The organism is uncultured Haliea sp. (assembly GCF_963973825.1).
Lineage (GTDB): Bacteria > Pseudomonadota > Gammaproteobacteria > Pseudomonadales > Halieaceae > Haliea.
The window spans coordinates 26,711-51,442 of record NZ_CAXBAE010000009.1 but is presented as its reverse complement, the minus strand read 5'-3'; the positions used below and the strand labels follow the sequence as shown (position 1 = coordinate 51,442).

Genomic DNA, 24,732 nt, shown 5'->3' with positions numbered 1-24,732 from the left:
CTCAGTCGTCCTCGTCTTCGGCCTGTTCCTCAAGCTGGCGCAGTTCCGTGTCCAGCACGTCGGGGTTGCTCATGTGGGCGGCCAGCAGGCGCCGCAGCGGGTCTATATTCTCCCGGTCGACGTGGTCCACCTTGAACCCCAGGCGCCCGGCCTCCACATGTTGCAGGTAGGCGTACAGTTCAAGCGGTTCCGCCTCGCCGGTGTCGATCAGCAGCGTAAAGGGCTCGTTGTACTGTGCATCCCAGACATCCGGCTGATCCGTAGCGGCGCCGCCCAGGGAAATGTCGATGAGGCGCTGGTGCCAGCTGCTGCCGCCCTGCTGTACCTCCACGGGAAGGTCGATAGCGACGCGGGTGTAGGCTCGGCGTTCGTTGGGGGAGTCGGTCATGCCTGGTCTCGTGCGTATCAAGTTGGCTAAATCATAGCCCCGCTGCGGGCCTATTGCGAGGCCGGCGCAGCGGGTGGATAACAGGGGCGCCCGCTGCTACTTCAGCTTGCGGTACTTCACCCGGTGTGGCTGTGCCGCGGCGGCGCCAAGGCGGGTCTTGCGGTCCTCCTCGTATTCGGTGAAGTTGCCCTCGTGGAAAACCACGTTGCCATCATCCTCGTAGGCCAGGATGTGCGTTGCGATGCGGTCCAGGAACCAGCGGTCGTGTGAAATGACCAGGGCGCTGCCGGGGAAGGTCAGCAGCGCTTCTTCCAATGCGCGCAGGGTCTCCACGTCCAGGTCGTTGGTCGGCTCGTCGAGCAGCAGTACGTTGGCGCCCTGCTTCAGCAGGTTGGCCAGGTGCAGCCGGTTGCGTTCGCCACCGGACAGGTCCTTGACGAACTTCTGCTGGTCCGAGCCCTTGAAGTTGAAGCGCCCGAGGTAAGAGCGGGAATTCACCTCGTAATTGCCGATGCGGATCACGTCCTGCCCGCCCGACACCTGCTCCCAGACCGTCTTGCTGCCGTCCAGGTCGTCGCGGGACTGGTCGACATAGCCCAGCTTCACCGTCTCCCCGACCTTCACTTCACCGCCGTCCGGTTGCTCCTCGCCCATGAGAATGCGGAACAGTGTGGATTTACCCATGCCGTTGGCGCCGATGATGCCGACAATGCTGCCCTTGGGTACGGTGAAACTGATGTTGTCGAACAGCAGCCGCTCGCCGTAGGTTTTCTTGAGCTTGGTCACTTCAACCACATTGTCACCCAGGCGCGGCCCCGGCGGGATGTAGATCTCATTGGTCTCGTTACGGGCCTGGAACTCCTGTGACTGCAGCTCCTCATAACGCTGCAGGCGCGCCTTGCTCTTGGCCTGGCGACCCTTCGGGTTGCTGCGTACCCACTCCAGTTCGGCCTTGATGGCCTTCTGGTGCGAGGCCTCCTGCCGCTTCTCCTGTTCCAGGCGGGCTTCCTTTGCGGCCAGCCAATCCGAGTAGTTCCCCTCGTAGGGGATGCCGCGACCCCGGTCCAGCTCCAGGATCCAGCCGGCGGCGTTGTCGAGGAAATAGCGGTCGTGGGTAATGGCGACCACGGTGCCCGGGAAGTCGTGCAGGAATTTCTCCAGCCAGGCAACGCTCTCTGCGTCCAGGTGGTTGGTCGGCTCGTCCAACAACAGCATGTCGGGTGCGGACAGCAGCAGGCGACAGAGTGCTACACGGCGCCGCTCACCGCCGGACAGCGTGGTCACGTCCGCATCCCAGGGCGGCAGGCGCAGGGCATCCGCCGCCACTTCCAGCTTGTGATCGAGGTTGTGGGCGTCGGTGGCCTGAATAATGTCTTCCAGCCGTGCCTGCTCCTTCGCCAGTGCGTCGAAATCCGCATCCGGCTCGGCGTAGGCCGCATACACCTTTTCCAGCCCCGCCAGCGCATCGACCGCTTCCTGCAGGCCCTCCTCGACATTGCCGCGCACATCCTTCTCCGGGTTGAGCTGCGGCTCCTGCGGCAAATACCCGATTTTGATGCCGGGCTGGGGCCGCGCTTCGCCGAGGATATCCGTATCTATCCCGGCCATGATGCGCAGCAGGGTCGACTTGCCCGAGCCGTTCAGGCCGAGCACGCCGATCTTGGCACCCGGGAAGAAGGACAGGGAGATATCCTCGAGAATTTTCTTTTTCGGCGGCACAACCTTGCCGACGCGGTTCATGGTGTAGACGTACTGGGCCATCTGTATGCGTTGCCTGTGGTGGTAAAAATGTGGGCGGATTCTAGCAGGAATCGGGGTTGGGTTCAGTGCCGTGCTTTGTTCGTTCAGGTATCAGGGCTCGGTTCAGGTGCCGGCCGCGAACGGTGCAGGGCTGCCGGGACACGCTCAAGGCCATCCATGGCTCGCTTGACCTCGACATCCTGTCTCGGACAGTCCCGGCAGCCCTGCACCGCCCGCAGCCTCAGCAGTAAGCGATGGCCTTGAGCGCGCCTCGAATCGCCCCCACCGTCGCCCCGGCCGGTCCCGAACGAAGGCACCAACTCCGTCAATCCGCAATCGGCGCCGAACTCAAATCCTCCGGGTCCAGCTCCGAGGCGTCCGGCTCGTGCGCCTCGTGGAACTCATCCACCTCCCAGTTGGCCTTGTCGCTGATCTCCGCAATGTGGAACAGCGCATCGCCCTCGTAGGCGAGGGGCAGGTTGGTGCGGCCGATAACGATCCCGTGGATGTCCGCCACCACGTCGGTTTCACTGGTCCCCATAGGATCGGCAATAAACCCGATGGTCTGCCCCTGTTGCACCTCTGCGCCCAGCGGCACCAGCACGCGCAGAATGCCGCTCTCCGGAGCGCGCAGCCAGCGCGTGTTGCGGCTGATGGTCGGCGGTCGGGGGCGCGCGCGCGAGCGGCGCAGCATGCCGATATGGCGCATCACGTTGAGCACCCCTTTCACCCCCGCGCGGATGTAGATCTCGTCAAAGCGCAGTGCCTCGCAGGACTCGTAGAGCAACACGGGGACACCGAGGTCACCCGCGGCCTGGCGCAGGGAGCCGTCGCGTATCTTGGCATCAATGGCGATGGGCGCGCCGAACGCCTCAGTCATGCCCAGCACCACGGGATCCTCCAGGTTGGCGCGGATCTGCGGGAAGTTGCTGCGGTGGCGTGCACCAGTGTGCAGGTCGATGCCGTGGGTGCAGTGCGCCACAATCTCCTGCAGAAAGGTGTGCGCAATGCGGCCGGTCAGCGAGCCGCGGGCAGAGCCCGGGAACGAGCGGTTGAGGTCGCGGCCATCAGGCAGGTAGCGCGTGTGGTTGATAAAACCGTACACGTTGACGATGGGAATCGCGATCAGGGTGCCGCGCAGCCGGTCCAGATGCGGATCCTTGAGAATACGACGGATGATTTCCACACCGTTGATTTCGTCACCGTGCACCGCGGCACAGACGAACATCACCGGCCCGGGTCGCCTGCCGCGCACGACTTGCACGCTGATGGACAGGTTATCGCGGGTGTAGGTGGGCGCGACGGGGATGTCGATCACCTTGCGCTCGCCGGGCTGAACCCGCTGGCCGCCTATGTCCAGTGCCTTGCCGTGTGCCGGCATCTGCCGTTAATCCTGTGTGCGTGCCCGCCTGCCGAGCAGGTAGGACTGGCCGGGGTCGACGAGGCAGCGGCCACGCATGGCGGTGCGGCCCAGCAGCATGCGAAAGCGCATGTTCTCCCGGTCGGTGAGTGTGATTTCGGCTTCGATGCGCTCGCCACCGAGCTCGATCAGGGTCTGGATGACGAAGCGATTTTCCCGGTGACCGCCCGAGTCGGTGACCTGGCGCTGGTCCACAACCCGCGCTTCGCAGTCCACGACCTGTTCTGTATCGCCCTGGCGCGGGTGGATGCCAAAACGCACCCACTGCTCCCCATCACGTTCAAACGGCTCAACGTAGAAGGCATGCAGGGCACTGGTGCGCGCGCCGGTGTCGATTTTGGCCTTGATATGGGCAATACCGAGCTCCGGCAGCCCCAGCCACTCCCGCCATCCCAGGGTGACCTGCCCGTTCACGCCGGCCTGGCCAGAGAGCGGCCGCGGCCGATGCCGTAATATTCGATATCCAGCTCTTCCATTTGTGCCGGGTTATACAGGTTGCGGCCGTCAAAAATCAGTGGCGTGCTGAGCTCGCGCTTGATCAGTTCGAAATCGGGTGACCAGAAGGCCTTCCACTCGGTGCAGATTACCAGCGCATCAGCGCCTTTCAGGGCATCTTCCTTGTGCGCACACAGTACCAGTTCATCGCGTTCGCCGTAGATATCGCGACAGGCCTGCATGGCCTGGGGGTCGAAGGCCTGTACGCGACCACCACAGGACCAGATGCCCTCGATCAGGTAGCGGCTGGGGGCTTCGCGCATGTCGTCGGTGTTGGGTTTGAACGACAGTCCCCACACTGCGATGGTCTTGCCGCTGAGGTCGGCACCGAGCCGCTCCATGACGCGCTCCGCCAGCTTGTTTTTCTGCCGCTGGTTGGTGTCGTGTACGGCAGTGAGAATGCCCGCGCGGTGTCCGTGCTGCTCTGCCAGGTGTTTGAGCGCGCGGACATCCTTGGGGAAACAGGAGCCGCCGTAGCCGCAACCGGGGTAGATGAACTGGTAACCAATGCGCGGGTCCGAACCCATGCCGCGCCGGACCAGCTCGATGTCGGCGCCCACCGCTTCCGCAATGGCGGCCATTTCATTCATGAAACTGATCTTGGTGGCGAGCATGGCATTGGCGGCCAGTTTGGTCATCTCCGCGCTGCGCGGATCCATATGCATCACTTTCTCGTGATTGCGGTTGAAGGCCTGGTACATGCGCCGCAGCTCTTCCAGCACGCGGGGGGACTCGGTGCCGATAATGATGCGGTCGGGGCTCTGGCAGTCGGCGACCGCGGAGCCCTCCTTGAGGAACTCCGGGTTGGAGGCGGCCTCGACAGCAATCGAGCGGCCCTGTTTATGCAGCGCGTCCAGGATATACCTGTGAATCCTGTCGGTCGTGCCTACGGGCACCGTTGATTTGGTGATCACCACCTTGCGGCTGGTCATGTAGCGGGCGATGGAGTCCGCCACCTGCATCACATAAGTGAGGTCTGCGGAGCCATCGCTACCGGCAGGCGTGCCGACGCAAACGAACAGGTAGTCGCTGGCCTGCACGGCCTCTTTCGCATCCGTGGTGAATGACAGCAGTCCGCTGCCGATACCGTTGCGGATAAGCTGCGACAGGCCCGGCTCATAGAACGGTACATCGCCCTCGCGCAAGCGGTCCACGCGACCCGCGTCGATATCCATGCAGATCACCCTGTGGCCCACATCCGCAAAAATCGCTGCCTGTACGAGGCCCACGTAGCCGCTGCCAAATATGCTGATATTCATCGATTACCGGGGGTTCCTGTATCGCCGTTCACTGATGGCTGCCCACTGTATGTCACAACAGTGACAGAAATAATACAGGAATCCCCTCCGGGTGACTCGCCACTTATATGCCGGGCCGAATTTGGGTAAAATGCTGCGCTCTTTTCACGGGCCACCGCGGCCCCGCCTGCCAGGGGACACCGATGTTTGACCAGCGCATGACCATCGAGGGGTTTGACGACGAGATCTTTGCTGCCATCAAGGAGGAAGAGCGTCGCCAGGAAGAGCATATCGAGCTCATTGCCTCGGAAAACTACACCAGCCCGCGCGTGATGCAGGCCCAGGGCACCGTGCTCACCAACAAGTACGCAGAGGGTTATCCAGGCAAGCGCTACTACGGTGGCTGCGAGTACGTCGACAAGGCCGAGCAGCTGGCGATTGACCGCGCCAAGGCCCTGTTCGGGGCGGACTATGCCAATGTGCAGCCGCACTCTGGCTCCCAGGCCAACTCCGCGGTCTACCAGGCCCTGTGCCAGGCTGGCGACACGGTACTGGGCATGAGCCTCGCCGACGGCGGGCACCTGACACACGGTGCCAAGCCCAATTTCTCCGGCAAGATGTACAACGCGGTGCAGTACGGCCTCAAGGCGAGCACCGGCGAGGTGGACTATGACCAGGTTGAGGCGCTGGCGCTGGAGCACAAGCCAAAGATGATCGTGGCCGGTTTCTCCGCCTATTCCCGTGTCATGGACTGGGCATGGTTTCGGGAGATAGCCGACAAGGTGGGCGCCTACCTGCTGGTGGACATGGCACACGTCGCTGGCCTGGTGGCCGCCGGGGTTTACCCCAACCCGGTTCCTCATGCCGATGTGGTCACCTCCACGACCCACAAAACCCTGCGCGGTCCGCGCGGTGGCATCATTCTGGCGCGCGCCAATGAAGAGCTGGAGAAGAAGTTCCAGTCCGCCGTCTTCCCCGGCGGCCAGGGCGGCCCGCTGATGCACGTGATTGCGGCCAAGGCCGTCAGTTTCAAAGAGGCCCAGAGCCCCGAGTTTGTCGCCTACCAGAAGCAGGTTGTGGCCAACGCCCGGGCGATGGCGAAGACCTTCATCGATCGCGGTATCAATATCGTTTCCGGGGGCACCGACAACCACCTGATGCTGGTGGACCTCATCGGCAAGCCCTACACGGGCAAGGATGCCGATGAGGCCCTGGGCAACGCGAACATCACGGTGAACAAGAACGCGGTACCCAACGATCCGCGGTCACCGTTCATCACCTCCGGCCTGCGCGTGGGCACGCCGGCCATCACTACCCGCGGCTTCAAGGAGGCGGAAACTGTGCAGCTGGCCGGTTGGATGTGCGATGTGCTGGAGGCGCTGGAGCAGGGTTCCGCGGATGCGGCGATTGCCGAGGTGAAGGCCAAGGTGCTGGACATCTGTGCGCGGTTTCCTGTGTATCGGTGAATTGGGTGGCTGATTCACAAGAAAGGGGGGGCTTTGGCTCCCCTTTTTTGTGGGCTGTGCTGGGCTGCGTTGGTGTTGGGACTTCGTAGCGCGGCCCGATGCGGTGCACGGGTGGGCGAACGGCCACTGTCTCGCGATCACCTCCGGGCCGCTGCGCAACTCGACCATTTTTGCTGTGCAAAATTGGGACTCGAACAGTGCTCGCGGACTACCCCCTACGGTGATCGCGAGCCAAAGCTGTGGCCTGATTTTTCGCCCACCCGTGCACCGCATCGGGCCTGAAGACGGAGCCTGCGAAAGGAATTGGGGATATAGCAGGCGGCAAGTCCGGAACGCGTCGGGTCAACGCCGCAACATTCAGAATAAGCGACACGGTTTAGCTTAATCCGCCTCAACCCGGGGAGCGTGTCAACTCGGCCACCTCTGGGCAATCCCCACTGTGCGAGCCGGTCGCCTCTGAGAAATACGCACGGTACGCGGGACAACGTGGGGGATCGCGGCGAGAACAATCAGGCCACAGCTTTCGTTTTCCATCATCGGAGGGGGCTTTGCGGCGAGCACTGTTCGAGTCCCAATTTTTGCGCAGCAAAAATGGTCGAGTTGCGCAGCCGCCCGGAGATGATGGAAAACGAGTGGCCGTTCTCGCCGCGATCCCCCGCGTTGTCCCGCCGCTACGAAGCTCCACACGCGCCAGCCCGCCAGCCCGCCAGCTGTTACCACGCAATCCCGTAGTCATCCCCGTAGTCCGACGCGCCACCTTGCATCACTCCATGCTCGTGATCGAACCAGATCGCCGTGGTCGGGTTGTAGGTGCGCTCCACCACCTCCACGTCGTACCCCATGCGTTCCAGCTCGGCGCGCGTGAACGGTGATACAAGCGGTGTGACCTGCAGCCGCCCAGGTTCGGACTGGTGCGCGCCGAATGAGCTCTGCATCTGGTAGCTGAGGATATTGTGCGCCTCCGCCGCCTGTTGCACGTTCATGTCGAACTCCACCATGTTGAGGAAAAACTGCAGCAGGTTCTGGTCCTGGGTGTCGCCGCCCTGCACGGAGAAGGCCATGAGCGGCTTGCCGTCACGCAGCGCCAGCGACGGTGTGAGCGTCACCCGTGGACGCTGGCCAGGTTGCACGACATTGTAGGGGTTCAGGGCCTCGTCCAGCACGAAGCTCTGCATACGCTGGCTCAGGCCAACGCCGGTGTTGCCGGCAATGAACGCCGGAATCCAGCCGCCGGAGGGGGTCACGGAAATCACCCAGCCCTCTGCGTCCGCCGCCTGTATCGATGTGGTGCCGGCGAGGAAGGCCTCGTCCGCCGTCATGCGGCTGGCCTGCTGGAAGCTCTCGGCGCCAGCCGCGTCGGCGGCAGGCGGTATTGGCGTCCATTGCTGGCGCAGTGATTCGAAGGGGTTCTTGCCGCGCTGGAACCGGTAGGGGTCACCCGGTTTCAGGTCCGTGAGGTTGTGGTCTGGGGGCATCAGTTTGCGCCGCTCTTCGGCGTAGCGCTTGGAGAGCAGCCCCTCAACCGGTTCCTCAGGGGGCAGGTAGGGATCGCCGTAGTAGAAGTCACGGTCGGCGAAGGCCAGGTTCATGGCCTGGTAGAGCGTGTGGATGTAGCGTGTGCTGTTGTAGCCCATGGCCTTGAGGTCGAAGCCCTCGAGCAGGTTCAGGGCCTGCAGCATGGCCGGTCCCTGGGTCCAGGTGGTGAGTTTGTAGACATCGATGCCGCGGTAATTGACGCTCACGGGTTCTTCCAGAATCACCTCCCACTCGGCGAGGTCATCCGCGGTGATCAGCCCGCCGGCGGCGCGGTTGCTGCGCACGATTTCGGCCGCGATGTCACCGCGGTAAAAGCGTTCGTAGGCAGCCATGATGGCCGCCTTGCGGTCGGCGCCCGCGGCCAGTGCAGCGGCCTCCGTATCCACCAGTTTCTGCAGCGTGGCGAGCAGATCGGCCTGCCGGAATATCTCGCCGGGCGCCGGTGCCGCGCGCTGTTCCGGGCTGTCGCTGTCGTAGTGGGGCAGGAATACCCGCTGCGAGTCGGGCCACTGCTGCAGGATGTCGCGGCGGCTCTCGATGAAGCGTGCCTGGGTGGCCTCAATCGGATATCCCCGGGCCATCTCCATGGCGGGGGCCAGCACCTCGGCGAGGCTCAGCCGGCCGAACTCCGCCAGCATGACCATCAGGCCACCCGGCGTGCCCGGGGTCACCGCCGCCAGCGGCCCATATTCGGGGGGGTAGAGCATGCCCTGGTTGCGAAAGAACTCGGGCGTTGCGCCGGTGGGTGCAACACCCAGGGCGTTCAGGCCGATGACCTTGCCGGTATTCGGGTTGTAAATCAGCGCCTGGGTTTCCCCACCCCAGCCGAGCACGTCCCACAGGGTCGCGGTGACCGCCAGCATTGCAGCGGCCGCGTCAATGGCATTGCCGCCCTGCTGGAACATCATGGCGCCGGCGGTAGCGCCCTGTGGCTTGCCGGTCAGCGCCACCCAGTGTTTGCCGAGGAGTACGGGGCGCGCCGTCTTCTGTGCCAACACGGCGGTGGGCCAGGCCATGCAGCAGGCCAGCGTGAGCGCCAGGGCGCGGTGGAAAAGGCATTTCTGCAGGCTCTGGGGCATGAGCATCTCCTCTGGTGGACTCCGGAGGATAGCAAAGTTGTGATGGTAGCCCCAATGGCGCTTCCGTTGCCGCGCTAGTCAGAGCCAAAATGTGTTAGTCTTCAGGCACTTGTACTGAAGGTGAGAGCCAATGCACTGCCCGTTCTGCGCTGCTGATGATACCAAGGTGATCGACTCGCGGCTGGTCGCTGGTGGCGACCAGATACGGCGCCGTCGCGAGTGCCTGAGCTGCCACGAGCGCTTCACCACCTACGAGGTAGCGGAGCTCGTCATGCCGCGGGTGATCAAGCATAACGGCAACCGCGAGCCCTTTGATGAGGCCAAGCTGCGCGTTGGCTTCCAGCGCTCACTGGAGAAGCGACCGGTGCCGGTGGAAGAGGTCGAGGCGGCGATCAACCATATCAAGCACGCCCTGCGCGCGACCGGCGAGCGCGAGGTGGGCTCCCGGGTGGTGGGCGAGCTGGTGATGGAGCATCTCAAACAGCTGGATCAGGTCGCTTACGTGCGTTTCGCCTCGGTCTACCGGAAGTTCCAGGACATCGCCGAGTTTCGCGATGCCATTGAACTGCTGGAGTCCGAGCCGCGGCCGGAGCGCGGCAGCGCCTGAGTGGCGCGGCCGGACGTCATGCCTGACCCGGTCTTTGATACCCGGATGATGGCGCGAGCCCTGCAGCTTGCCCGGGAAGGCCGTTATTCCGCCATGCCCAACCCCCATGTGGGCTGCGTGCTGGTGCGCGACGGCCAGGTGATTGGTGAGGGCTTCACCCAGCCTGCCGGCGGCAACCACGCGGAAATTGAAGCACTGGCGATGGCCGGCAACGCGCGCGGCGCCACGGCCTACGTGACGCTGGAGCCCTGCAGCCACCAGGGCAAAACCGGGCCCTGCGCCGACGCCCTGCTGGCGGCCGGTGTGGTGCGGGTGGTGGCGGCAATGCAGGACCCGAATCCGCAGGTGGCCGGTGAGGGTCTCGCCCGTTTGCGCGCCGCGGGTGTGGCGGTGGAATGCGGTGTGTTACAGGCCGAGGCTGAAGCGGTGATTCCAGGATTTATCGCCCGTATGCGGCGTGGCCGCGGACGGGTTCGGGCCAAGCTGGCCATGTCGCTGGATGGCCGCACGGCCATGGCCTCCGGCGCAAGCCAATGGATCACCGGTGCGCCGGCCCGGCGTGACGTACAGCGCCTGCGGGCCATGAGCTGCGCCGTGGTGACGGGGGCCGGTACCGTGCTCTCCGACGATTGTGCCCTGACTGTGCGCGCGGAGGAACTGGGTTTACCGGACGCCACCGCCGCGCGCGCCAGCGCTCGTCAGCCCCTGCGCGTCGTGCTGGATTCACAGCAGCGTGCCCCGGTGACGGCGCGTGTGTTCAGTGCCGAGGCGCCCACACTCTGGTGCCACGACGCGGCCCGCGGGCCCGTCAGGCCTGCGCCCTCCGCAGGCACCGAATTGCTGGCGTTGCCCTGTCTGGCCCACGGTCTTGACCTGCAGGCGCTGTTTGCCGAACTCAACAGGCGGCAGTGCAACGAAATTCTGGTAGAATCCGGCCCCCGCCTGGCGGGTGCACTGTTGCAATTGGGCCTGTTGGACGAACTGATCGTATACATGGCACCAACCCTGATGGGGAGCGCAGCGCGACCGCTGCTGGAGTTGCCACTGGAGCACATGGCGGACAAGGTGCCCCTGCTCCTGCGCGATGTGCGGCAGGTGGGCCAGGACTGGCGATTTACCGCCGTTCCCGCGAGCTGAGCGTTGGCCCCGACGCCGGACTCGCGTCAAACGACACAGGACAGACTATGTTCACAGGAATCATCCAGGCCGTGGGCTCCATCGCCGCCCTGCAGCCCGCCGGGGGCGACCTGCGCCTGCGGGTACACACCGGCAAGCTGGATCTGGCCGATGTGCAGCTCGGCGACAGTATCGCCACGAATGGCGTCTGTCTCACAGTGACTGAATTGCCCGGTGACGGCTATTGGGCAGACGTGTCCCGCGAAACCCTGGACTTCACCACGCTTGGCGGCTTGCAGCCGGGCAGCCGGGTCAACCTGGAAAAGGCCCTTACGCCGGCCAGCCGCCTGGGTGGCCATATCGTCAGCGGCCACATCGACGGCGTTGGTGAGGTAGTCAGCGCGGTGGAAGACGGCCGTTCCTGGCGCTACGTGATGCGCGCGCCGGACGGCCTTGCAAAGTACATCGCCCACAAAGGCAGCATTTGCGTGGACGGTACCAGCCTTACCGTCAATGCCGTGCGCGGTGCGGAATTTGACCTCAACATCATTCCCCAGACCCGTGCGGAAACCGTGTTTGCCGAGTACCGCCCGGGTAGCCGGGTGAATCTGGAGGTGGACGTGATTGCGCGTTACCTGGAGCGCCTGGTGCTGGGGGATGCGGCCGCCGTACCGCAGCACGAGGCGGGTATCTCCCTCGCGACCCTGGCCGATAATGGCTACCTGCGCGGTTAGGCGCGCACTGTCCCAGAAGGATTGCAAAGGCATGCAGACAAACAGCGTAGACGAATTGATCAGTGACATCCGCCAGGGCCGCATGGTGGTGCTGATGGATGACGATGACGACAGCAACAACGAAGGCGTGGTGATGGTGGCGGCCGATCATGTCAGCGCGGCGCATATCAATTTCATGGCCCGACAGGCGCGCGGACTGGTGTGCCTGGCGCTGACCGAGGAGCGTTGCCGCCAGCTCGACCTGCCGCCCATGGTGCCCGCCGCCCACGGGGAAAAATCCAACTTCACCCTGTCCATTGAGGCCGCTGAAGGCATCGATACCGGCATCTCGGCGGCAGATCGCGCCCGCACCGTGCAGGCGGCCGTCGCCCCCCAGGCGGTGCCTTCCGATATCGTCCAGCCGGGGCATATCTTTCCCCTCACGGCGCTGCCGGGCGGTGTGCTGACGCGGGCCGGCCATACCGAGGCGGCCAGCGACTATGCGGCGCTGGCGGGCCTGCTGCCAGCGGCGGTGATCGCTGACATCCTGACGCCGGAAGGGCTGCTGGCAGATGGCCCGGCACTGGTCGAGTTTGCGCGCAGCCACGGGCTGAAAATAGGCACGATTGCCGATCTGATTCACTTCCGCATGGTCAATGAACGCACCATTGAGCGCGTACGCGAAGGAGACATCGACACCGCCTGGGGTCGTTTTCGCCTGCTGGCCTACCGCGACAACACCGCCGGCGATCTGCATCTGGCGCTGACCTGCGGCGAGATCACGGCTGAGGAGCCCACGCTGGTGCGGGTGCACGTGGCTTCGACCCTGCGCGACATGGTGGCCAGCCGCATTGACGGGCGCGCCTCCTGGCAGTTCGGTGCCTGCATGCAGCGCGTGGCCGAAGCGGGTCGCGGGGTGATTGTGCTGCTGGCCGGCGATGAGAGCAGTGAGCAACTGCTGGACAGTATCGATATGGCGCTGGGCAGGGCGCCTTCCAGCGCGCGTGCCCTGCCGGACACCTACACCAAGGTAGGCCTGGGTTCCCAGATCCTGAAGGACCTGGGCGTGGGAAAAATCCACCTCATGGGCGCACCCATCAAGTACAATGCCATTTCGGGTTTTGACCTGGAAGTGCTCGAATACCTGGCACCCTAGCGCCGGGCACACACGAACAAGGAATTCGCATGACAAACATCAAGACGATTGAAGGGGATTTCACGGGGGCCAGCGGTCAGTACGCACTGGTGGTGGGCCGCTGGAACAGTTTTGTGGTCGAACACCTGCTGGAGGGTGCAATCGACGCCCTGCGTCGACACGGCGTGAAGGATGAGCAGATGACCGTAGTGCGGGCGCCGGGTGCCTTCGAGATACCGCTGGTCTGCCAGCGCGTGGCAAAACAGGGCGGTTTCGACGCGATCGTCGCGCTGGGTGCCGTGATTCGCGGCGGCACGCCGCACTTCGACTACGTGGCCGGTGAATGCACCAAGGGCATCGCCCAGGTGAGCCTGGAGCACGGCATTCCGATCTCATTCGGCGTACTCACCGTGGACTCCATCGAGCAGGCGGTGGAGCGCTCTGGCACCAAGGCCGGTAACAAAGGCGCCGAAGCGGCGCTGTCAGCGCTGGAAATGGTCAGCCTGCTGGGCCGGATCGGGAGCTGACCGCTACCGTGACCAAACAAGCCCGCAATACCCTGGCGGCCGAGCGCCACAAGGCGCGGCACTACGCCATGCAGGCGCTGTACCAGTGGCACATGGCGGAGGCGCCGATTAACCAGATCGAAGCCGAGTTCCGCACGGATTACGACTTCAATCATGTCGACATCGAGTACTTTCAGGCGTTGCTGCACGGGGTGCCGGGCTGCGTGGACGAACTCGAGGCGGTGCTGGCGCCCCTGCTGGACCGCAAACTCGACGAGCTGGACCCGATTGAGCGCAGCCTGTTGCGCATGGGTGTCTTCGAGCTGCAGCAGCGCATTGATGTGCCATGGAAAGTGGTCATCAACGAAGCTGTCTCCCTGGCCAAGAAATTCGGTGCAACGGACAGCCACAAGTACATCAACGGTGTACTGGACAAGGCGGCTCGCCAGCTGCGCAAGGCCGAAACCGACGCCAGCGCCTGATGCCGGCTGACGAATTCTCCCTGATAGCCCGCTATTTCTCATCTCTGGGTGCCGGCCCGGCCGTGGTGCTGGGGGTGGGCGACGACTGTGCCCTGCTGCAGCTTGCTCCCGGCGAGCGCCTCGCCACCTCCGTCGATACCGCACTGGAGGGGGTGCATTTCCCCGCTGACAGTCTGCCCGAGGACGTGGCCTACCGTGCGGTGGCTGCGGCTGCGTCAGACCTCGCCGCGATGGGTGCGCGCCCCCTGGGCATGACCCTGGCGTTGACATTGCCCGCCGCCGACGAGCTGTGGCTACACAGTTTCAGCCAGGGGCTGGCCGCCGCGGCCAGCGAGTTATCACTGCCGCTGGTAGGAGGCGATACCACGCGCGGGCCGCTGACCATTACCGTACAGGTGCTGGGTGCCCTGCCGCCTGGCCGGGCGCTCACGCGCGACGCAGCGCGGCCGGGGGACAGCCTGTACGTGTCGGGTACGCTGGGGGATGCTGCAGCGGGCCTGGCGGTGCTGCAGGGTCGCTACCGGCCGGAGCTTGAGGTCGCTGAATACCTCGAGGGCCGTTTTTTCCGGCCGACAGCGCGGCTGCAACTGGGCGCATCGTTGCTGCATGACGCCACGGCGGCGATCGACCTGTCCGATGGCCTGCTCGCGGATGCCGGCCACATCGCCGCGGCCAGCGGCGTGCAGCTGCGCATCGATGCCCATGCGCTGCCACTGTCTGCTGCGTTGCAGGCCCATCCGGACCGCGCGCAGGCGTTGGCCTGGGCGTTGGCCGGCGGCGATGACTACGAACTGTGTTTTTGCCTGCCTGCCGGTGCATCGCCACCCGCCGGCTGCACCCGCATCGGTGAGGTTGCAGCGGGCGCCGGCGTCGTCTGCCCCGGTTTCGAGCACCTCGCGACGGGCTACCGGCATTTCTGATCCGCGATGGCAGGTGCCGGGTTGCCGGTACCGGGTTGCGTGCGCCCGCCAGGGGAAATGACCGGTTGTTCCAGCGCCAAAGCGCAGTAAACTGGCACGACGTCAGGAAGGATAGATGCCCCATGGCCAAGCCCGCTGCCACCCCGCCGCCCGCGCTGCTGCGCAACCCCGTGCAGTTGCTCGCCTTCGGTTTCGGCAGCGGTCTGTCGCCAGTGGCCCCCGGTACGGCGGGTACGCTGGCCGCAGTGCCGCTGTTTCTGCTGGTGGACGCCGTGCTGGCGCGCACTGCCTTGCCCCTGCTCTGGTATACCCTGTTTGTGGTAGGCACCGCCCTGGCAGGGGTCTGGATTTGCGAGCGTGCGAGCCGGCAACTGCGTGTGCACGATCACCCGGGTATCGTCTGGGATGAGTTTGTGGGTTACTGGATCACCATGTGGGCGGTGCCAGCCGGCTGGATGTGGGTGATCATCGGGTTTGTGGTGTTTCGGGTGTATGACATCGCCAAACCCTGGCCGATAGGTGCACTGGATCGCAGGGTCGGCGGCGGTTTCGGCATCATGGTCGATGACATGGTGGCAGGTGTAATGGCCTGCATCACCCTGCACATCGCGCTCTGGCTGATGGCGGCAGGGTAGCGTGATGCAACGGGCCCAGCGACAGCACAGTGAGATGTTCACGTCCCGCATCGCCCCTTGCCGCGGATGGCTGCCGGCCCTATTGCTGCTGTGGTGGTTGGGCAGTGGCGGTGCGTTTGCCGCCTCGGTTACGGTGGAGGCCCTGCTCCCGAACACTGCGGTGCTGATGATCAACGGCCAGCGCAAGACCCTGCGCGCCGGCGACAGCGTCGACGGGGTGAAGCTCCTCAGCGCCGACGCCAGCGGGGCGGTGCTGGAGATCAACGGCACTCGCCAGCGCGTGGGTCTTAACCGCAATATCACCACCAACTACGTGGCGCCCGAGCGGCGTGAACTGCAGATCCCCCGCAACGATCGCATGCAGTACATCACCAGCGCCCTGATCAACGGCCGCAGCGTGCAGGTGATGGTGGATACCGGTGCCAATGTGGTGGCGCTCAACACCCGCCAGGCCGAAGCGCTGGGCCTTGATTATGCAGCGGGGATACCCTCCACGCTGGAAACCGCCAGCGGCGTCGTCGATGCCTGGCTGCTGAACCTGGACCGGGTGGAAGTGGGGGGGATTCCGGTTGAAGGCGTCCGCGCCACCGTAGTGCTGGGCGAGTACCCGACCACCATCCTGCTCGGCATGAGCTACCTGCAGCATGTGGAATTGCGTGAGCGTAACGGCGTGCTGTCCATCTCCCGTGAATGGTAGTGGCCTGCCCCACACCCGGGACGATTAAGTGCTAAACTACGCCCCTTTTTTTCGCCACCGGATTCCCCCGTGCCAGTACGCTACGTAGAGACCTCCCGCCTGCCCACTGCCTGGGGCGTGTTTGATATCCACGGCTTTGAGGATCCGGATTCCAACAAGGAGCATATCGTGCTCACCATGGGCGATGTCAGCGACGGTGAACCGGTGCTGGCACGTATCCATTCTGAATGCCTTACCGGTGATGCCCTGTTCAGCCTGCGCTGCGACTGCGGTAACCAGCTGGAAGCGGCGATGAAGGCAGTGTCAGAGGCCGGCCGTGGCGCCATTTTCTACCTCCGCCAGGAGGGCCGCGGTATCGGTCTGCTCAACAAGATCAAGGCCTATAAGTTACAGGACGCCGGCGCCGATACCGTGGAGGCCAATGAACAGCTCGGTTTCGGCGCCGACATGCGCGACTACTCCATCCTCGGCCCGATGCTCAGGCACCTGAAGATCACCCGGGTGCGGCTGATGACCAATAACCCGCGGAAAGTTGCCGCGATGGAGGAAAACGGGGTGAGCGTGGTAGAACGCGTGCCGCTGCACTGCGCGAGTAACCCGCACAACGAAAAATACCTCAAAACCAAAGGTGCGAAGCTCGGCCACCTGTTTACCGGGCGCGCACAATAGGGCGTGGCGTCAGGGGCCACTGAAGCCTGGTCGCTCGGGGCGTTCAGGCCTGGCGTTGCACAATAAATCGGGCGAGTTCGCGCAGAGGGTCGGCCTCGCGGCCAAACCCGCCCAGCGCTTCCAGACCCTCGGCGAGCAGCGCATCGGCAGCGGCGCGTGCGCCCGCCAGCCCGAGCAGGCTGACATAGGTGGTTTTGCCCGCGAGGGCGTCCTTGCCCCCGGTTTTACCGAGGGTGGCAGCGTTGCCCTCCACATCGAGTATGTCGTCCACCACCTGGAAGGCCAGGCCGAGATGCTGGCCGAACGTTTCCAGCGCTGAACGCTCGTCGGTTGAAGCGCCGGCCGCGATGGCACCCAGGCTCAATGCGGCGCGGATCAGGGCGCCGGTTTTCAGGGCGTGCAGACCCTGCAGTTCCGGCAGGGTCAGGGTGCTGCCGGTGGCAGCGATATCGACAAACTGGCCGCCGACCATACCGCCCAGGCCGCTGGCCCGGGCGAGCACCCTGACCATGGCAACCCGGCCTTCGGCCGAGACACCTTGCGCGTCTGCCAGCAGTTCGAAGGCCAGCGCCTGCAGTCCATCGCCCACCAGGATGGCCGTGGCCTCATCGAAGGCCTTGTGCAGGGTGGGGCGTCCTCGACGCAGCGCATCGTCGTCCATGGCCGGCAGGTCGTCATGGATCAGAGAGTAGGTGTGCATCAATTCCATGGCACAGGCCGCATTGTCCAGCGCCGCGTCTGCGTCCGCTGCGGGGGCGATGGCCTGCGCCGCGGCATACACCAGGCAGGGCCGGATGCGCTTGCCGCCAGCCTCCAATGCATAGCGTACCGCCGCCTCAAGGCCGCCGAGCGCGGCCGCGGCACGCGCGTCTTGGGCGGCTATGCCACCCACGGCCTGCAACCGCGCCTCACAGCGCGCGCGGCTATGGCTCATGAAGGTGCTCAACGCCGGGCTCACTCTGCTGTGCCTTCCTCGTCTTCGCTGTGGAACGGTGCAGCAACGGGCTTGCCCTCTTTTTCAAGCAGCAGCTGCACTTTCTGTTCGGCTTCCTGCAGGGACTGCTGTGCCTGGCGAATGAGTTGAACGCCCTGCTCAAAGTCTTTCAACGACTGCTCCAGAGAGGTGTCGCTGTCTTCGAGGCGCGCGGTAAGCGCTTCCAACTGGCTCAGGGTTTCGGCGAAGGTGGTTGGCTGCTTCTTGGTCATGGGGTCCGACTGTGTGGGTTGGGGTGGGGTATGATAACAGTCGTTTGCCCATTTTTGAGTGAATAGCGCCTGGTCTGCACTGCCTGGTTATGCAACGGTATACTCCGTTGTCTTTCTGGCGCCTTGTCGGATCGGCTCAATGTCGTCAGTCTCGCCTCAGGAGAGCGCGATACGGGGCGACCCGAGCCGAAGGCAGTGCGCTTACAAGCGGCGCGACGGGCGCGCAGCGCCACTACAGGGATAAAGTAAGATGGACTTTGAGGGAGTGCTGGGTGCAGAGCAATATTGGAAACAGCGGCTCACCCGGGAACGTACATCGATTTGAGTATCGTCCCTGACATTCTAAGGCGCCGCGTTGCCCATCGGCCCAATCTGCTGAAGGTCATCGACAACATCGGCTGGCTCTTTTTTGACAAAGTGCTGCGTATGGGCGTGGGGCTTTTGGTAGGGGTATGGATCGCCCGCTACCTGGGCCCCGAGCAGTTTGGTCTGCTCAGTTTCGCCACCGCGTTTGTGGGGTTGTTCGGGGCTGTTGCAGGCCTCGGGCTGCAGGGCATTGTGGTCCGGGACATCGTGCGGGAACCGGCCGGCAAGGGGGTGACAATCGGCACCGCCGCTGCGTTGCAATTCGCGGGTGGGCTGCTGGCCTACGGGCTCATTCTGCTGGTTATCTTCTGGCTGCGCCCCGAGGACAGGCTGGCGCTAGTACTGGTTGCGATACTCGGCTCCATGATGCTCTTCAAGGTGAGTGACGTCGCCACCTACTGGTTCGAGTCGCAGGTGCTGTCCAAGTACACCGTGATGGTGCAGAACGCTGCCTTTCTCGCCTTTGCCGTGGTCAAGATAGTGCTCATTCTGCTGAATGCTCCCCTGGTGCTCTTCGCGTGGGCCGTGATGGGCGAAGCGCTTGTGGGCGCCGTGCTGATGCTTTGGGTTTTCCGGTTCTATGGATTTTCTCTTGCCGAACTCAGAGCCTCTGCCAGCAGGGCAAAGGCGATGCTGACAGCCAGTTGGCCCCTGCTGCTGTCGGGCGTGGCGATCACCGTTTATATGAAAGTAGACCAGATCATGCTCGGGCAGATGATTGGTGATACAGAGGTAGGGTTATACAGCGCTGCGACCCGCGTGAGTGAGGTTTGGTATTTTGTCCCCATGGCTGTTATGGCGTCGGTGCTGCCAGCCATCCTGGAATCCCGGATGGCCGATGAGGCACAGTACTACCGGCGCTTACAGACTCTGTTCGACGTCATGGTCTGGCTCTCGGTGTGTGTCGCCGTGCCCATGACATTCCTGTCTACCCCTGTAGTGACCCTGCTGTTTGGCAGCGACTATGCGGCTGCCGGCGAAGTGTTGTCGGTTCACATCTGGGCGGCGATATTTGTATTCTTGGGGGTTGCCAGCAGTAACTGGTATCTTGCTGAGAACCGGCAGATGTTGAGCATGCAGAGGGCGGTTCTGGGGATGCTGGTGAATGTCGCTTTGAACCTGCTCCTCATTCCGTCCTATGGCGCGTTGGGTGCGGCTTGGGCTACGGTGCTGTCCTATGCAACAGCTGCGTTCTTTGCCGACTTGTTGCAGGGAGAAACGCGCAGAATTTTCGCGATGAAAGTGGCGTCGTTCAATATTGTGGCTGTGACGACCAGAATGGCCCGGTCTCATTGGTGATGGCTAATGCGTGAGTTTATACGGGAATACGTGCCCGATTTTATCAAGAGCCTTGTCAGGCGGGTGCTCTATAACATCCGCTGGGATCAGTGGCAGCAATGCTCCTGGGCGCAGGAGGGCGAAGACCTCATACTGAAACGGATTTTCTCGGAGAAGAGAGATGGCTTCTATGTCGACGTCGGGGCACACCATCCACAGCGATACTCGAATACCTGCCTGTTCTACAAGGCAGGCTGGCGCGGCATCAACATTGATGCGATGCCCAATAGCATGCGTGCTTTCCGCAAGCACCGTAAGCGCGATATCAACCTTGAAATGGGCGTGGGCGCCGTGGCGACGGAGTTGGACTACTACATGTTCAATGAGCCTGCGCTGAACGGTTTTTCCGCGGCACTCTCAGAACAGCGGGCGCAGGCCGACAACCGATTCAGGATCATCTCGACCCGAAAGATTCAGGTGTTACCCTTGGCAGAGATACTGGAGGCGCATTTGCCGGCCGGGCAGCAGATCGACTTCCTGACGGTTGATGTTGAGGGCCTGGATCTGGATGTGTTGAAGTCTAATGACTGGAACCGTTACCGGCCGCAGTATGTGCTCGTTGAAGTGCTGAAGAGCAGCCTTCACGAGGTTGAAGGCAGCGACGTTGGGTGCTTCATGCGGGAGAGGGGGTATGAGGTGTATGCGAAGTGTATGAATACGGTGATCTTCAGGGAAGCAGCGGCATAACAGCTGCCTCATTCTCAAGGAACCATGTATAGGTTTCCTTTAATCCCTCTTCCAAGCCCATCGTTGAATGCCAGTCCAGCATTGCCAGCTTCGATACATCAAGCAGCTTCCGTGGGGTGCCGTCCGGTTTGCTGGTATCAAACTCCAGCCGCCCCTTGAACCCCGTGACCCTGGCAATGGTCTCGGCCAGTTCGCGGATTGAGCAGTCTGTCCCCGTCCCCACGTTAATGTGGCTGAGTCTGGATTGTGTGTGCTGTTGGTAGCGCTCGATAGGAAGCTCCATGATGTGCAAGCAGGCACTGGCCATATCGTCGACGTAGAGGAACTCGCGCCGGGGCGTGCCGGTTCCCCAGACGCTGACGCTCTCCGCCCCGGTCTGTGCCGCTTCATGAAACCGTCGCATGAGGCCGGGAATAACATGACTATTTTCCGGGTGGAAGTTGTCGCCGACCCCATAGAGATTTGTCGGCATGACTGACCGGTAATCGCGTCCGTACTGGCGGTTGAAGCTTTCACAGAGCTTGATGCCTGCGATTTTGGCGATGGCGTAGGGCTCGTTGGTAGGTTCTAGTTCGCCGGTGAGCAAAGCATCCTCACGGATGGGTTGGGCGGCGTGCTTTGGGTAGATGCAGGAAGATCCCAGGAACAGCAGCTTTTGTACGTTTGTCCGGTGGGCGGCCTGTATCACATGCGTCTGGATGAGCAGGTTGTCACCCAGAAACTCGGCCGGGTAGCTGTTGTTGGCGTGTATGCCCCCGACCCGGGCGGCTGCCAGATACACCTGATCGATCGCGTGCCCGGAGAAGAAAGCCTCTACCTCGGTCTGTCGCGACAGATCCAGCTCGTCGTGGGATGCCGTGACCAGGGTGACGTCCTCACGTCTCTCAAGAAGTCGACAAATGGCAGAGCCAACCATTCCCTTGTGGCCGGCAACGTATATGGTCTTGTGAGGCATCAGTTTTCTACCGTGACTGACACGTCGTGGCCATGTTGCCTGAGGAATGCGTTTCGTTGCGCCACCTTGAGGTCCTCCTCGACCATCTCTGCACACATTTGCCGCGCTGTAATTTCAGGCTCCCAGCCCAGTTCCCGCCGTGCACGTGTCGCATCCCCCTTCAGGCTGTCGACCTCTGCGGGTCGGAAGTAGCGCGGATCGACACGGACTACCACATCACCTACCCGCACCGCAGGCGCCTTGTTCCCGAGGATCTCTGCCACGATACCCCGCTCATCGAGGCCCTTGCCGTGGAATTCGAGTTTGATACCCAGTTCTTGGGCGCTCCAACGCACGAAGTCGCGTACAGAATGTTGCTTGCCAGTGGCGATAACAAAGTCTTTCGCCTCACTTTGCTGAAGCATCAGCCATTGCATGCGCACGTAATCCTTCGCATGACCCCAGTCACGCAGGGAATTCATGTTGCCCATGTACAGGCAGCTTTCGAGCCCCTGGGCGATGTTGGCGAGGCCGCGGGTGACTTTGCGGGTCACGAAGGTTTCACCGCGGCGGGGTGATTCGTGGTTGAACAGTATGCCGTTACAGGCGTACATGCCGTAGGCCTCACGGTAATTCACCGTGATCCAGTAGGCGTAGAGCTTGGCCACTGCATAGGGTGAGCGCGGATGAAAAGGAGTTGACTCGCGTTGCGGTGTTTCCTGGACAAGCCCATACAGTTCCGAGGTTGACGCCTGGTAAAAGCGCGTTTTGTGCTCCAGTCCGAGCAACCGAATGGCCTCCAGAATACGTAAAGTGCCCATCGCATCAACATCGGCGGTATACTCGGGTGACTCGAAGCTGACCGCTACATGGCTCTGGGCGCCGAGGTTGTAGACCTCGTCTGGCTGCACGTGCTGGATGATGCGGGTGAGGCTTGAGGAATCGGTGAGATCGCCGTAGTGCAGGATGAACCGTTGGTTGTCCACGTGAGGATCTTGGTAAATATGATCGACGCGCCGGGTGTTGAACGAGGAGGCGCGGCGTTTGATGCCGTGAACTTCGTAACCCTTATCCAGGAGCAACTCGGCCAGGTAGGAGCCGTCTTGGCCGGTGACGCCGGTGATGAGTGCTTTGGGTGCCAAGATTGAACTCCTTGAATATATAGTTCGCTTCGATAGCGTTGAGTTAGTGGGCTTCTGACGACCGGAATTTCGGAAATCTCATCAGTCAGGTATTCTACGCACTCACCAGTGGAATAGAAGCGCCGGTAGAAGCAACGGTCGCAGAATCAAGATTTGATAACACAGTAGGTCTACGTTTGTATCTATCCTTATCTCTATCTATTTCTGAGAGTTGATTGAGGTCTCGTAGAATCAGTTCGATTGGTCGATTAGAATACACACGGTCAGCGGCTAAACAATCCGATAGGAACCAGCAGCTGTCTTATGTGACCAAGCAGAAACACGTAGTAAAATAGAGACTCAACCACAACCGCATAGGTATACTGGGCATCCACAACCTGGTCAGAATCGGGTGGGTCTATTGAATCAGGTTCTGAGTGGCAACCAGTAGAATCCAAACGATGCTCAAAGTGATGCTCGCCAACCAAATTCACTTCGACTGCCAGCCAGAGCAGAGGATTCTGGAGGCTGCCCGACATCACGGTATTATTCTGGAGCACAGTTGCCGGACTGGTAGATGTGGTGTCTGCAAGGCGGTGGTAGTAAGCGGCGAGACAACTGCACTGCAGCCGGAAGTCTCCCTCACGGAATCGCAGCTGGCAGAAGGCTACATTCTTACCTGCTGTCGAACCGCCACCACTTCGGTGCAGCTCGATATCGAAGACCTGGGAGCGCTTGGAAAGCTGCAGGTAAAAACGCTGCCTTGTCGCATCGACCACTTGCAGCCGTTGACCGACGACGTCCTGGAAGTGACTCTGCGCACCCCTCCGGCCATCCATCTCGGATATGTGCCGGGCCAGTACGTGGATATGATTGGCAAGGATGGCCTGCGCCGTAGCTATTCCATTGCCAACGCCCCGCGAAATGATGGAAAACTTACGCTACAGATCCGCAAGGTTCCCGATGGCGAAATGAGCCAATACTGGTTCTCTGAAGCCAAAACCAATGACCTGCTCCGTTTGGAGGGGCCATTGGGGACCTTCAGTCTGCGTAAAACGAACCTCAAGCAGATTATCCTGCTGGCGACAGGTACTGGCATAGCGCCCATCAAGTCGCTGCTTGAGCAGTTGTCGGCAGCCGCGCGACCCGGGTTTAGCCGGATTCACCTGTACTGGGGTGGGCGAACGGAGCAGGATATTTACTGGCAGCCCAAGTTTCCCAACTTACCCTTAGAGTTCACCTCTGTCCTATCGCGCAGCCCAGAGTGGTCAGGGCGCAAAGGTTACGTGCAACACGCCGTCCTCGAGGATCGACTTAACTTGCCCGATGCAGTGGTCTACGCCTGCGGTTCAGAGGCAATGATTCATAGCGCGCATGACGAACTTGTCGCGGAGGGGCTCAGTGGCAAGAATTTTTTCTCTGATGCCTTCGTGAGCTCAAATTGAGGTCAGAACAGGAGTAAGGATGAAAGCGGTTATACTGGCTGGCGGGCTGGGCACAAGGCTCAGCGAAGAAACCAGCACCCGCCCCAAGCCGATGGTTGAAATTGGCGGCAAGCCTATTCTCTGGCACATCATGAAGATGTACTCAGCGCACGGAATCAACGATTTTGTGATCTGCTGCGGCTACAAGGGCTACCTTATAAAGGAGTACTTCGCCAACTACTTCCTGCATATGTCCGATGTCACCTTCAACATGCGTGACAACACGATGGAGGTGCACGACAAACGCGCCGAGCCCTGGAGTGTGACGCTTGTGGACACAGGCGAGCACTCCATGACCGGCGGTCGATTGCGGCGGGTTGCCAGCTATGTCAGGGATGAGGAAGCCTTCTGCTTCACATATGGTGACGGGGTAGGCGACATAGACATCTCGGAATCGGTGCGCTTTCATAAAGCCCACGGGAAAGCCGCAACCTTGACCGCCACTTATCCGCCAGGTCGTTTTGGCTCACTGGATATACGAAACAAGCAGGTGATGAACTTCAAGGAAAAGCCGAAAGGTGATGGCGGCATGATAAACGGCGGCTTTTTCGTGCTTTCACCTAAAGTGCTTGATTTCCTCGCTAGCGACCTGACTATGTGGGAAGACGCGCCGTTGATGCAGTTGGCGGAAGCGGGCGAACTTATGGCCTATGAGCATCAGAGTTTCTGGCAGCCCATGGATACGCTGCGGGACAAGGTCTTGCTGGAGCAATTATGGGAAAGTGGCAAGGCCCCCTGGAAGGTGTGGGGCTAG

25 protein-coding genes are annotated in these 24,732 nt (G+C 62.2%); 15 read left to right on the top strand and 10 right to left on the bottom strand.

Annotated features, from left to right (window positions below; translation table 11 throughout):
- Position 1: 1 nt before the first annotated feature.
- The 5 genes from AACZ17_RS11590 to AACZ17_RS11570 form a co-directional block, all read right to left on the bottom strand.
- Positions 2-388, bottom strand: a complete 387-nt coding sequence (locus AACZ17_RS11590; RefSeq protein WP_290746329.1) for a PilZ domain-containing protein — start codon at positions 386-388, stop codon at positions 2-4.
- A 96-nt stretch (positions 389-484) separates the two neighbouring features.
- On the bottom strand, positions 485-2,149 hold the full coding sequence (ettA, locus tag AACZ17_RS11585; protein ID WP_290746326.1) for an energy-dependent translational throttle protein EttA: 1,665 nt from the start codon (positions 2,147-2,149) through the stop codon (positions 485-487).
- A 304-nt stretch (positions 2,150-2,453) separates the two neighbouring features.
- Positions 2,454-3,509: a succinylglutamate desuccinylase/aspartoacylase family protein gene (locus AACZ17_RS11580; protein ID WP_290746324.1), complete on the bottom strand. Its 1,056-nt coding sequence runs from the start codon at positions 3,507-3,509 to the stop codon at positions 2,454-2,456.
- 6 nt (positions 3,510-3,515) lie between these two features.
- Positions 3,516-3,962, bottom strand: coding sequence for an ATP-dependent zinc protease (locus AACZ17_RS11575; protein WP_290746321.1), 447 nt, complete (start codon positions 3,960-3,962; stop codon positions 3,516-3,518).
- Positions 3,959-5,302 (bottom strand): UDP-glucose/GDP-mannose dehydrogenase family protein, encoded by a 1,344-nt coding sequence (locus tag AACZ17_RS11570; protein ID WP_290746317.1) that lies wholly within the window; start codon positions 5,300-5,302, stop codon positions 3,959-3,961. The genes AACZ17_RS11575 and AACZ17_RS11570 overlap by 4 nt, the downstream gene beginning before the upstream one ends.
- A 182-nt stretch (positions 5,303-5,484) precedes the next feature.
- On the opposite strand from AACZ17_RS11570, the gene glyA reads away from it, so the two are divergent.
- Positions 5,485-6,747 (top strand): serine hydroxymethyltransferase, encoded by a 1,263-nt coding sequence (glyA, locus tag AACZ17_RS11565; protein WP_290746314.1) that lies wholly within the window; start codon positions 5,485-5,487, stop codon positions 6,745-6,747.
- Between the two features lie 713 nt (positions 6,748-7,460).
- Here glyA and AACZ17_RS11560 read toward each other — a convergent pair.
- On the bottom strand, positions 7,461-9,362 hold the full coding sequence (locus tag AACZ17_RS11560; protein WP_290746311.1) for a gamma-glutamyltransferase: 1,902 nt from the start codon (positions 9,360-9,362) through the stop codon (positions 7,461-7,463).
- A 130-nt stretch (positions 9,363-9,492) separates the two neighbouring features.
- Between AACZ17_RS11560 and nrdR the strand changes: the two genes are divergently transcribed.
- The 10 genes from nrdR to ribA all read left to right on the top strand — a co-directional run bounded on the left by nrdR (position 9,493) and on the right by ribA (position 16,842).
- Entirely contained in the window at positions 9,493-9,969 is a 477-nt protein-coding gene (gene nrdR / locus AACZ17_RS11555; protein ID WP_290746308.1) for a transcriptional regulator NrdR, read from the top strand.
- An 18-nt stretch (positions 9,970-9,987) separates the two neighbouring features.
- A complete protein-coding gene (gene ribD, locus AACZ17_RS11550; RefSeq protein ID WP_290746305.1) occupies positions 9,988-11,106 on the top strand; it encodes a bifunctional diaminohydroxyphosphoribosylaminopyrimidine deaminase/5-amino-6-(5-phosphoribosylamino)uracil reductase RibD in 1,119 nt (372 codons plus the stop codon).
- A gap of 47 nt (positions 11,107-11,153) precedes the next feature.
- Entirely contained in the window at positions 11,154-11,819 is a 666-nt protein-coding gene (locus AACZ17_RS11545) for a riboflavin synthase (RefSeq protein WP_290746302.1), read from the top strand.
- 31 nt (positions 11,820-11,850) lie between these two features.
- Entirely contained in the window at positions 11,851-12,954 is a 1,104-nt protein-coding gene (gene ribB / locus AACZ17_RS11540) for a 3,4-dihydroxy-2-butanone-4-phosphate synthase (protein ID WP_290746299.1), read from the top strand.
- Positions 12,955-12,983: 29 nt separating this feature from the next.
- Positions 12,984-13,460: a 6,7-dimethyl-8-ribityllumazine synthase gene (ribE, locus tag AACZ17_RS11535; protein WP_290746296.1), complete on the top strand. Its 477-nt coding sequence runs from the start codon at positions 12,984-12,986 to the stop codon at positions 13,458-13,460.
- An 8-nt stretch (positions 13,461-13,468) separates the two neighbouring features.
- Entirely contained in the window at positions 13,469-13,921 is a 453-nt protein-coding gene (gene nusB, locus AACZ17_RS11530) for a transcription antitermination factor NusB (protein WP_290746293.1), read from the top strand.
- On the top strand, positions 13,921-14,841 hold the full coding sequence (gene thiL, locus AACZ17_RS11525; protein ID WP_290746290.1) for a thiamine-phosphate kinase: 921 nt from the start codon (positions 13,921-13,923) through the stop codon (positions 14,839-14,841). The genes nusB and thiL overlap by 1 nt, the downstream gene beginning before the upstream one ends.
- Positions 14,842-14,963: 122 nt before the next feature.
- Positions 14,964-15,476 (top strand): phosphatidylglycerophosphatase A, encoded by a 513-nt coding sequence (locus AACZ17_RS11520; protein WP_290746287.1) that lies wholly within the window; start codon positions 14,964-14,966, stop codon positions 15,474-15,476.
- Positions 15,477-15,480: 4 nt separating this feature from the next.
- Positions 15,481-16,173, top strand: a complete 693-nt coding sequence (locus AACZ17_RS11515) for a TIGR02281 family clan AA aspartic protease (RefSeq protein WP_290746619.1) — start codon at positions 15,481-15,483, stop codon at positions 16,171-16,173.
- Positions 16,174-16,242: 69 nt separating this feature from the next.
- Positions 16,243-16,842, top strand: coding sequence for a GTP cyclohydrolase II (gene ribA, locus AACZ17_RS11510; protein WP_290746284.1), 600 nt, complete (start codon positions 16,243-16,245; stop codon positions 16,840-16,842).
- Between the two features lie 43 nt (positions 16,843-16,885).
- Here the strand turns inward: ribA and AACZ17_RS11505 are convergent, their stop codons facing one another.
- Together AACZ17_RS11505 and AACZ17_RS11500 are read right to left on the bottom strand one after the other, a co-directional pair.
- Positions 16,886-17,776 (bottom strand): polyprenyl synthetase family protein, encoded by an 891-nt coding sequence (locus AACZ17_RS11505; RefSeq protein ID WP_290746281.1) that lies wholly within the window; start codon positions 17,774-17,776, stop codon positions 16,886-16,888.
- 20 nt (positions 17,777-17,796) lie between these two features.
- Positions 17,797-18,048, bottom strand: coding sequence for an exodeoxyribonuclease VII small subunit (locus tag AACZ17_RS11500; protein ID WP_290746278.1), 252 nt, complete (start codon positions 18,046-18,048; stop codon positions 17,797-17,799).
- A gap of 285 nt (positions 18,049-18,333) precedes the next feature.
- Here AACZ17_RS11500 and AACZ17_RS11495 point away from each other — a divergent pair, with 285 nt between their 5' ends.
- Both AACZ17_RS11495 and AACZ17_RS11490 read left to right on the top strand, forming a co-directional pair.
- Positions 18,334-19,713: a flippase gene (locus AACZ17_RS11495; protein WP_290746275.1), complete on the top strand. Its 1,380-nt coding sequence runs from the start codon at positions 18,334-18,336 to the stop codon at positions 19,711-19,713.
- 30 nt (positions 19,714-19,743) lie between these two features.
- Positions 19,744-20,439, top strand: a complete 696-nt coding sequence (locus AACZ17_RS11490) for an FkbM family methyltransferase (RefSeq protein ID WP_339638263.1) — start codon at positions 19,744-19,746, stop codon at positions 20,437-20,439.
- Here the strand turns inward: AACZ17_RS11490 and AACZ17_RS11485 are convergent.
- Together AACZ17_RS11485 and gmd are read right to left on the bottom strand one after the other, a co-directional pair.
- Positions 20,420-21,394 (bottom strand): GDP-L-fucose synthase, encoded by a 975-nt coding sequence (locus tag AACZ17_RS11485; protein WP_290746269.1) that lies wholly within the window; start codon positions 21,392-21,394, stop codon positions 20,420-20,422. The genes AACZ17_RS11490 and AACZ17_RS11485 overlap by 20 nt on opposite strands.
- Entirely contained in the window at positions 21,394-22,515 is a 1,122-nt protein-coding gene (gene gmd, locus AACZ17_RS11480) for a GDP-mannose 4,6-dehydratase (protein WP_290746266.1), read from the bottom strand. The genes AACZ17_RS11485 and gmd overlap by 1 nt, the downstream gene beginning before the upstream one ends.
- Before the next feature lie 440 nt (positions 22,516-22,955).
- On the opposite strand from gmd, the gene AACZ17_RS11475 reads away from it, so the two are divergent.
- Together AACZ17_RS11475 and rfbF are read left to right on the top strand one after the other, a co-directional pair.
- The gene (locus AACZ17_RS11475; RefSeq protein WP_290746263.1) at positions 22,956-23,939 is read left to right on the top strand and encodes an FAD-binding oxidoreductase; all 984 of its coding nucleotides are present in this window, start codon (positions 22,956-22,958) and stop codon (positions 23,937-23,939) included.
- Between the two features lie 19 nt (positions 23,940-23,958).
- The gene (gene rfbF / locus AACZ17_RS11470) at positions 23,959-24,732 is read left to right on the top strand and encodes a glucose-1-phosphate cytidylyltransferase (RefSeq protein ID WP_290746259.1); all 774 of its coding nucleotides are present in this window, start codon (positions 23,959-23,961) and stop codon (positions 24,730-24,732) included.

Excerpts from the sequence above, each read along its gene's own strand:
- AACZ17_RS11590 (WP_290746329.1), bottom strand. The coding sequence starts at position 388 with ATGACCGACTCCCCCAACGAACGCCGAGCCTACACCCGCGTCGCTATC.
- ettA (WP_290746326.1), bottom strand. The coding sequence starts at position 2,149 with ATGGCCCAGTACGTCTACACCATGAACCGCGTCGGCAAGGTTGTGCCG.
- AACZ17_RS11580 (WP_290746324.1), bottom strand. The coding sequence starts at position 3,509 with ATGCCGGCACACGGCAAGGCACTGGACATAGGCGGCCAGCGGGTTCAG.
- AACZ17_RS11570 (WP_290746317.1), bottom strand. The coding sequence starts at position 5,302 with ATGAATATCAGCATATTTGGCAGCGGCTACGTGGGCCTCGTACAGGCA.
- glyA (WP_290746314.1), top strand. The coding sequence starts at position 5,485 with ATGTTTGACCAGCGCATGACCATCGAGGGGTTTGACGACGAGATCTTT.
- AACZ17_RS11560 (WP_290746311.1), bottom strand. The coding sequence starts at position 9,362 with ATGCCCCAGAGCCTGCAGAAATGCCTTTTCCACCGCGCCCTGGCGCTC.
- nrdR (WP_290746308.1), top strand. The coding sequence starts at position 9,493 with ATGCACTGCCCGTTCTGCGCTGCTGATGATACCAAGGTGATCGACTCG.
- ribD (WP_290746305.1), top strand. The coding sequence starts at position 9,988 with ATGCCTGACCCGGTCTTTGATACCCGGATGATGGCGCGAGCCCTGCAG.
- AACZ17_RS11545 (WP_290746302.1), top strand. The coding sequence starts at position 11,154 with ATGTTCACAGGAATCATCCAGGCCGTGGGCTCCATCGCCGCCCTGCAG.
- ribB (WP_290746299.1), top strand. The coding sequence starts at position 11,851 with ATGCAGACAAACAGCGTAGACGAATTGATCAGTGACATCCGCCAGGGC.
- ribE (WP_290746296.1), top strand. The coding sequence starts at position 12,984 with ATGACAAACATCAAGACGATTGAAGGGGATTTCACGGGGGCCAGCGGT.
- thiL (WP_290746290.1), top strand. The coding sequence starts at position 13,921 with ATGCCGGCTGACGAATTCTCCCTGATAGCCCGCTATTTCTCATCTCTG.
- AACZ17_RS11520 (WP_290746287.1), top strand. The coding sequence starts at position 14,964 with ATGGCCAAGCCCGCTGCCACCCCGCCGCCCGCGCTGCTGCGCAACCCC.
- AACZ17_RS11515 (WP_290746619.1), top strand. The coding sequence starts at position 15,481 with ATGCAACGGGCCCAGCGACAGCACAGTGAGATGTTCACGTCCCGCATC.
- AACZ17_RS11505 (WP_290746281.1), bottom strand. The coding sequence starts at position 17,776 with ATGAGCCATAGCCGCGCGCGCTGTGAGGCGCGGTTGCAGGCCGTGGGT.
- AACZ17_RS11500 (WP_290746278.1), bottom strand. The coding sequence starts at position 18,048 with ATGACCAAGAAGCAGCCAACCACCTTCGCCGAAACCCTGAGCCAGTTG.
- AACZ17_RS11485 (WP_290746269.1), bottom strand. The coding sequence starts at position 21,394 with ATGCCTCACAAGACCATATACGTTGCCGGCCACAAGGGAATGGTTGGC.
- AACZ17_RS11475 (WP_290746263.1), top strand. The coding sequence starts at position 22,956 with ATGCTCAAAGTGATGCTCGCCAACCAAATTCACTTCGACTGCCAGCCA.
- rfbF (WP_290746259.1), top strand. The coding sequence starts at position 23,959 with ATGAAAGCGGTTATACTGGCTGGCGGGCTGGGCACAAGGCTCAGCGAA.